Genomic DNA, 4,923 nt, shown 5'->3' on the forward strand with positions numbered 1-4,923 from the left:
CGAGTTGTGTCTTGGGTCTGCCTCTCATGATCACCTCGTCGTGTTGCCACACTACACGATTGATCCGCCGGCAGACAATTAATTCAATGAATTTCTAACTCAGGACACTAGTGACGTCTACGGAAGGCCGCGCAGGTCATGCCGAAAGCACAGCCTTCCAGATCGCGGGCGCGGCTTGGCCCCAAACATGCAGCCGACCGAGATTGAACTGACCCTTGCGAACTCGGTGCAGCAACTCGACGCCGGCAATCGTCACCGCGGCACAGTCGAAGACCTTGAAGTGATGCCATTGCACACATCGTTGCGGTCCGGCGCGACCAGCGTATAGGTGAGCATGGAGATGTGCGCGCCAGAATTCTGCACATCGGGCAGTAACGGCGAACGCTTGGGCCCACAGCAAAGGCCTTGATCTTGCCCGACTTGATCATGGGCAGCGAGATCGCCATGCCGTCGAACTTGAGCTGCACGTGGCCGCCCATCACGTCGGTCAGCGCCGGCGTGGAGCCCTTGTAGACGACATGGGTCAGGTCGCTTGCCGGCCGCGCTCGGCCATCATCTCCTTCCAGCTGCCGCAGGCTCAGCGGATAGGCCGCGTACCAGCGCACGCACACCAGCATGATTTCCAGCGGAAAATGCAACTAGCAATTGCGGTCACGGAGTCTTTGCAGCTGTTTCTTCTCGATGAGCGTTGGAATTCGGAAGCGCGGCGTCACCACGCCAGGCTGCAATTGCCAGCCAGAGCGAGCGAGTTCCTTGCGCCATTGCTCGCGCGCGTACGCGCCGGCGTGGAGGCCGTGGCGGCGGCCGCGCGCACTGGTGATCTGCGCGTCGACGACGAGTTGCACTTGGCGGCAGGTCGCACGGTACGTCGAGTGCACCTTCGACGCCTCCTGCGTTGAAATCGAATGCGTCGTACTACTGCCGAAACCGAGTTTTTCAACAAAATTGGCCATAAACCGGCATTCGCAAGGCCGGTCCACACGGTGCTCATCGCTGCGCTGGGTGGCGGGGTCTCCCCGGCCACCCTCACTGTGACCTGCCTCCCTTGATATTGCCGGCCACGCCGCCGGCAACGGCGCCCACGGCTGCGCCCGTCCAGCCGCTGCCACCAGCGATGGCTGCAATACCTGCGCCTGCCGCGGCCCCGATGGCTGCGCCGCTCACGGTGCCCTGCTGCTGCGGGCTCATGTTCGTGCAACCGGGCAACAGCGCTGCCACGGCGATCGACATGATCCATCCGGTGTGCTTCATATCTTGTCTCCTCAGGGATTTCTGTTGACACCGGGCACGATCATCTCGAACCACAGGGTTTCGATGACCGGCCGCTGCAGGCGATCAGGATGCGCGGCGTACCAGCGGTCGAGCGTCTCGCGAACGCTGTCCAGGCTCTGGCCCTTCAGCCCCCTGACCGCTCGCGGAATGATGCTCTGCGCATCGGGCGGCGCGTTGGCCGCCTGATACGCACGCTCGACCAGCATCACGTTGGCCATACCCACCAGATAGGCCTTCTTGACCTGCTCGCTGGAGCGGGCCCAATGCTCCCCGGTCACCAATGGAACTTCGTCCGCACTGGCGTTGCTCCATGCCGCCATGGTTGCAACGAGCATCGGAATTGCCGCCCATCGCCATGTCCGCCTTGTCTTCATCGTGTTCTCCTTGAAAGGTTGCCCCCGGCTGGCGTTGCAGCCCTACTTCTTCTTGGGCGCCGCCTCCACCAGCAGTGCAACGGCCTCGGTGTAGACCGCGTGGACCTGGTCGCCCACCTTGATCAGCTTCAGCTGGTCCGGATCGCGCACGCGCATGTCCACCTCGTGTTCCGGCCCCTTCAGCGTGACCATCCCGGATTTGCGATTGACGCCGATCACGTCGGCCGTGACCTCGACCTTCTGGCCTACCACCCCGGCCGGACGCTCGCCCGCGGGCGCCGCGCCGCCATCCACAGTCTCGGTCCTGCTGCGCATCTGCTTGCCGTCCTTTATCAGGGTCAGCGTCAGCGCCTGCGCGTAGCGGACCCGGATGCGGTCGCCTACCTTAATCTGGTCGAAGTTGCGCACGTCCGGGCCGACGGCCAGGGAGGACACATTTCCCTTGGGACCCTTGATAGTCAGGTGCCGGCTTGCCTTGTCGACCGACTCGACGGTCGCAGTGACGTCGACCACCCCCGCGACGACCCCCTTGCCAGGTTGGGTGGCGCCCACGATCGCCGCATCGGGCGTAGCCTTGTCCTTTGCGTCGACCGCGATGGAGGCGGCGCAAAGCGCCGCCGAAACGATGACCCACGTTGCTTTCTTCATGACATGGCCTTTCTTTGCTGCCCAACCACGAGTAAGCATGCGCCTTGCGCGCCAGAGCGGGCTTGATGCAGATCAGAGTCTCCTCAATGAAAGCCCCCGGAGGATTCCCCGCCCTGCCCCCTCCGCCAGCTGGCGCGCGGTAATCGTGGCGCTGGTGCCGCTGGTCCTTGTCGCAACCATTGCACGGCGTCGCCCTGACGCAAATCAATGCGCGAAGCGCCTTGCCCGCGCACAATGCTTCCGCAACGCCTCTGGCGTGAATGAGTGGCCATGGACAAGTCACGCAGGAACTTCATGCTGGCCACCGGGGCCGCCGGGCTTGTCATCGCGAGGCGGCCGGCGCGGGCCGCTGTCCCGGAGGATGCACAGGCCCTGGTCGCCCAGGCCGAGGTCACGGTGGACGTGGCGCAGACCGGGGGCGTGCTGATCTTTCCGCGGATCATCAAGGCGGGCTTCGTGCTCGCTGGCGCTGGCGGCACCGGCGTTCTGCTTGTGCGTGACCCGAAGACCAACAACGAGTGGCGAGGCCCGGCCTTCTACACCCTCTCCGCGGCAAGCCTGGGACTGCAGCTCGGCGCGTCGTGGGCGGAGTTGGTTGTGCTGGTCAACACGCAGAACGCGCTCAATTCGCTCTACAACAATCCGGCGATGCTCAAGTTTGGCGGTGATGCGTCCTTCGCCTTCTGGGACAAGGGGATGAACGTCGGCGCGACGCCGACAACCGACTTCCTGGCCTATTCCAACGACAAGGGCGTCGCATTCTTCGGGCTGGCCGTCGACGGCTCCGTGCTCAGCGCGCGCCCGCCGCTCAATGAGGCCTACTACGGCAAGCCGGCCACAGCGCTGTCGATCCTCTTCGATCCCCAGGTCAGCACGCCCGCTGCGCAGGGTTTGCAAGCGAGCGTGAAGCGGCTGCGCGCCAACGGCCTCAGCGAATGGGCGAGATAGGACCGGACTTCATCGGCTTGACCTGATTCATGCGCAGCGCTGTCGGAAGCCCGAGCGCTGGTGAGGCAGCCTCGCTTCGGTGACTTCCCGGCCTGCGCACCCTGCGCGATCACGACCCTGCCCGACTGTGCCATGACATGCGTGATCCTCGGGCAAGCAACCGTTGCGTGCCGACAAGTCCAGGCCGAACCATTCGCTGGACTCGACAACCCGCGTTGCGGAGCCGGCGTATGGTAAGGCCCGCTTCTGCCGTTGGCAACCAGACCTGCCTAGCACGGCAAAGAAATTGCCGGGAGCATCGGTCCAGGTCTGCAAACCTGCGCCAGGCAAGCGGTCGATGGCCGCAGATGCGAGCCTCGCCTGCTGCTGCGGTGTTTTTGCCTGCTCTTCCGCCATTCGCGCCTGTATCAGCCTGCAACCACGCTTGGGTCGCTCGGCGCGCGTGCTCACAATGGTATGCCCCAGCGACTCAGGAGGCCGTGATGAAGACGATGAAAGCTGCCGTGGTTCATGAGTTTGGCAAGCCACTCCAGATCGAGGAAGTACCTGTGCCGGAGGTCACACCGGGCCAGGTGCTGGTGAAGGTGGCGGCCTCCGGCGTATGCCACACCGACCTGCACGCTGCGGAAGGCGACTGGCCGGTCAAGCCGAATCCGCCCTTCATCCCCGGCCACGAAGGCGTGGGGCACGTGGCCGCTGTGGGCGCCGGCGTGAAGCACGTGAAGGAAGGCGACCGGGTTGGCGTGCCCTGGCTGCACACCTCTTGCGGGCATTGCGAGCACTGCATCACTGGTTGGGAAACCCTGTGCGATTCGCAGCAGATGACCGGTTACACCGTCAATGGCGCGTACGCTGAATACGTGCTGGCTGATCCGGGTTACGTCGGGCACCTGCCGGCCAATATCGGCTTTTCTGCCATAGCGCCAGTGCTGTGCGCCGGCGTCACGGTCTACAAGGGATTGAAGGTGCTCGATTGCCGGCCGGGCGACTGGGTGGCGATTTCCGGTGTGGGCGGCTTGGGCCACCTGGCGGTGCAGTACGCGAAGGCCATGGGCTTCCACGTGGTGGCGGTCGATGTGGACGACGCAAAGCTCAAGCTGGCGCAGGAGGTGGGAGCGGACATGGTTGTGAATGCGGCCACCGGTGATCCGGTGGCGACGTTGCAGCGTGAGCTCAAGGGCGCGCATGGCGTGCTCGTGACCGCGGCCGCGCGCGGCGCGTTCACCCAGGGCCTGGGCATGCTGCACAAGCGCGGCACCATGTCGATGGTGGGACTCCCGCCGGGCGAGTTCGGGCTGCCGATCTTCGACGTGGTGCTCAACGCCAAGACAGTGCGCGGTTCCATCGTCGGCTCCCGCAAGGACCTGCAGGAGGCCCTTGCCTTCGCCGGCGAGGGCAAGGTTCACACCGTGTTCAGCGAAGACCTCATCGAGAACATCAACCCCATCTTCGATCGCATGCGCAAGGGTGACATCGAAGGCCGCGTCGTCTTGCGCCTGACAGACGAGCCTTAGACTAGACGGATGAGTTTTGATCTTTCTTGCAAAGACTTCAATGCGCAGCAGCCATAGCCGGAACGATGTTGAATCGCGTGAGCGAGCACGCTGCGGCGATGGCGGCACGGCCCAGTCGCGTCAAGTAGTAGCGATAGGTATGCGTGACCTTCTTGATCAAGCCGAGT

Annotated in this window: 5 protein-coding genes and 2 pseudogenes; 3 read left to right on the plus strand and 4 right to left on the minus strand. The window is 64.1% G+C overall.

Going from position 1 to position 4,923, the window contains the following annotated elements:
• Window positions 1–136: 136 nt before the first annotated feature.
• Window positions 137–280, minus strand: a pseudogene (locus WKW82_RS40810) (IS6 family transposase); the annotation flags it as partial.
• Between the two features lie 385 nt (window positions 281–665).
• Between WKW82_RS40810 and WKW82_RS40190 the strand changes: the two are divergent.
• Window positions 666–851 (plus strand): annotated as a pseudogene (locus WKW82_RS40190) (hypothetical protein); the annotation flags it as partial.
• Between the two features lie 175 nt (window positions 852–1,026).
• Here WKW82_RS40190 and WKW82_RS40195 read toward each other — a convergent pair.
• From WKW82_RS40195 to WKW82_RS40205, 3 genes are read right to left on the minus strand one after another with little or no spacing between them, the layout of a single operon-like run.
• On the minus strand, window positions 1,027–1,251 hold the full coding sequence (locus WKW82_RS40195; protein WP_340348795.1) for a YMGG-like glycine zipper-containing protein: 225 nt from the start codon (window positions 1,249–1,251) through the stop codon (window positions 1,027–1,029).
• 11 nt (window positions 1,252–1,262) lie between these two features.
• Window positions 1,263–1,646, minus strand: a complete 384-nt coding sequence (locus WKW82_RS40200) for a hypothetical protein (protein WP_340348796.1) — start codon at window positions 1,644–1,646, stop codon at window positions 1,263–1,265.
• 42 nt (window positions 1,647–1,688) lie between these two features.
• The gene (locus WKW82_RS40205) at window positions 1,689–2,294 is read right to left on the minus strand and encodes a hypothetical protein (protein ID WP_340348797.1); all 606 of its coding nucleotides are present in this window, start codon (window positions 2,292–2,294) and stop codon (window positions 1,689–1,691) included.
• Between the two features lie 270 nt (window positions 2,295–2,564).
• Between WKW82_RS40205 and WKW82_RS40210 the strand changes: the two genes are divergently transcribed.
• The gene (locus WKW82_RS40210; protein ID WP_340348798.1) at window positions 2,565–3,242 is read left to right on the plus strand and encodes a lipid-binding SYLF domain-containing protein; all 678 of its coding nucleotides are present in this window, start codon (window positions 2,565–2,567) and stop codon (window positions 3,240–3,242) included.
• A 482-nt stretch (window positions 3,243–3,724) separates the two neighbouring features.
• Entirely contained in the window at window positions 3,725–4,756 is a 1,032-nt protein-coding gene (locus WKW82_RS40215; RefSeq protein ID WP_340348799.1) for a zinc-dependent alcohol dehydrogenase, read from the plus strand.
• The last annotated feature ends 167 nt before the right edge of the window (window positions 4,757–4,923 follow it).

The sequence above is a fragment of the Variovorax rhizosphaerae genome, assembly GCF_037889975.1.
In the GTDB taxonomy this organism is placed as follows: Bacteria; Pseudomonadota; Gammaproteobacteria; order Burkholderiales; family Burkholderiaceae_C; genus Variovorax; species Variovorax rhizosphaerae.

Coding starts and splice junctions, on each gene's coding strand:
- WKW82_RS40195 (WP_340348795.1), bottom strand. CDS start 1,251: ATGAAGCACACCGGATGGATCATGTCGATCGCCGTGGCAGCGCTGTTG.
- WKW82_RS40210 (WP_340348798.1), top strand. CDS start 2,565: ATGGACAAGTCACGCAGGAACTTCATGCTGGCCACCGGGGCCGCCGGG.
- WKW82_RS40200 (WP_340348796.1), bottom strand. CDS start 1,646: ATGAAGACAAGGCGGACATGGCGATGGGCGGCAATTCCGATGCTCGTT.
- WKW82_RS40205 (WP_340348797.1), bottom strand. CDS start 2,294: ATGAAGAAAGCAACGTGGGTCATCGTTTCGGCGGCGCTTTGCGCCGCC.
- WKW82_RS40215 (WP_340348799.1), top strand. CDS start 3,725: ATGAAGACGATGAAAGCTGCCGTGGTTCATGAGTTTGGCAAGCCACTC.